This window comes from Anaerobiospirillum succiniciproducens DSM 6400 (assembly GCF_000482845.1).
Lineage (GTDB): Bacteria > Pseudomonadota > Gammaproteobacteria > Enterobacterales > Succinivibrionaceae > Anaerobiospirillum > Anaerobiospirillum succiniciproducens.
Genome location: NZ_AXWV01000138.1, coordinates 1 through 1,896, shown reverse-complemented (window position 1 = coordinate 1,896; position 1,896 = coordinate 1). Strand labels below are relative to the sequence as shown.

Annotated in this window: 1 protein-coding gene; it reads left to right on the top strand. The window is 35.9% G+C overall.

The window, feature by feature from the left end; all coding sequences use genetic code 11:
• Positions 1–447: 447 nt before the first annotated feature.
• Positions 448–1,806 (top strand): HAD-IIIC family phosphatase, encoded by a 1,359-nt coding sequence (locus tag H524_RS0111860; RefSeq protein ID WP_027940343.1) that lies wholly within the window; start codon positions 448–450, stop codon positions 1,804–1,806.
• Positions 1,807–1,896 lie beyond the last annotated feature (90 nt).

Below are 1,896 nucleotides of genomic sequence, written 5' to 3'. Positions count from 1 at the left end.
TTGCTGCTTATGCTCTCTGCAGGAAAAGCATCAGCTTAAATTGAATATTTCTTAAAATAATGAGGCACTTGTTACCGTTTTAGAGGAAATTTACGTAATAGTAAATGGCCTAATTAAGGGCAATAGATACACGTGTCTGGCTCAGAATATATACGTAAATGATTGCTGTTGATACATCAAATGTATTGATTGTAGATTGTTATGGCTTTTGTCTAAGAGTAATATAGGTAGAAACTATGACTATGAGCAATCAACAGTAGAGCTCATTTAGACATTACTATCATAAATCCTTGCCAAACAGGCAAGTTTAACAAGTCCTATAAAGTGCAATTGTAGGTAGTCTTTGATCAGCATGGTTAAAGCAATCTAACTTAGACGATAAGTCTTGCTGATCAGGGCACTAAATTTGAGTGGCTAGTCTTGCTGTCCCTGGAGCTCAAGATATTTATGCTGCAGTGCGAACCAAACAACATAAGTGTAAATAATCAATATTTGTCTATATTTTTAGATAAGTATATTTTCGCGTTTCGCAAGTTTATATCAAGCGGATTCATAGTTGAGATAACCGGTATCGCTGGCTTTATTGACTCTGAATATGACATAGCTTATGACTTGTTAGACGCTTTAGAGCATTATGGTTTCTTCATTTCGTTATCTGGAGAATACTCGCTGCTTAGCGATATTGAGGTTTGCTGCATCAATTGCGAATCTGAAGAAAGACAGTCTTTTGTATATTCGCTTGATAACTTAGTTTCGCTTACTAGATTATCTTCAGAGACAGGGATTTCATTGATGGCAATCCTGATTATGAAAATAATCTCTAAGATAATTAGCAAGCATAAGATTATTTATAAGGCTTTAATCCTTGATTTAGATGATACCTTATGGCCTGGAACTATCTCAGAAGATGGGCTTGAGTCTATAAGGAATAGGCTTAGATCTCCTGAAGGAGCGCCTTTTATAAATTTCATGTGTTTTGTTCGAGCAATGGCTATAGAGCACGGATTATTCGTAGCTATTTGCTCGCGTAACGACGAAAAAGAAATTAAAAATGCGCTTGCTAAGCTGAAAGTGTGTGAGTTTCCGATTAAAGATCAAATTGACTGTATCGTGGCTAATTATTCTGATAAAAGCATAAATATCAAAGATGTAGCCAATGAGTTATCAATCATGACCAATGCTTGTGTATTCATTGACGATAATCAGATTAACCGCGATATTGTCAGTCATGAGCTGCCTGATGTTTTTGTACCAGAGTGGCGTTCTATTAACGAGATTACTACGCTAATTGAAGCAAGCTGTATCTTTGATCGATTTGAGCTCTCTTGTACCTCACGCAATCGCAAACGCATCATGAAACAAATCAAACAAGATCGTGAGATCTGCAATCTTGTTAACTACCAGGTGCTTATTCATGATGATGATGAGCATAAAGAGGCAGCCCGTCTTTATCGTAGTGCAGGTCAATTTAAATTCAATAATAGCCTGAACTTCGATGACTCAAATAAATCAGTATATTTTGAATTATTTAGAGGCGATGGTGAGAGCATTGGTGTTGCTTCAGCTTTAACCTTGAGCATAAGCGATGAAAATGTACATGTTTACAACTGGGCTATAAGCTGCAAATTTTTCTGTATTGGCCTAGAAGAGTTTATCCTCATATATTTAGCAAACATCGCCGTTCTAAAAACAGTGACCTTCGATTTTATCGAGAGCGATCATAATGTTAAAGCAGCCGCTTTAATCAATAAATATAAGGAGCTATTTACCTGCGATACCAATGGTCAATTAAGGCTATTACCCTGAATTTTTCTAAATATCGTACAATATCTTATATATAAACACAACATATCTTACACAATTATTAAGGGCTAAAGCTTCATAAACCTGATGCTT

What these genes read in the sequence shown, in the direction of transcription:
- H524_RS0111860 (WP_027940343.1), top strand. Translation starts at nt 448, where the DNA reads ATGCTGCAGTGCGAACCAAACAACATAAGTGTAAATAATCAATATTTG.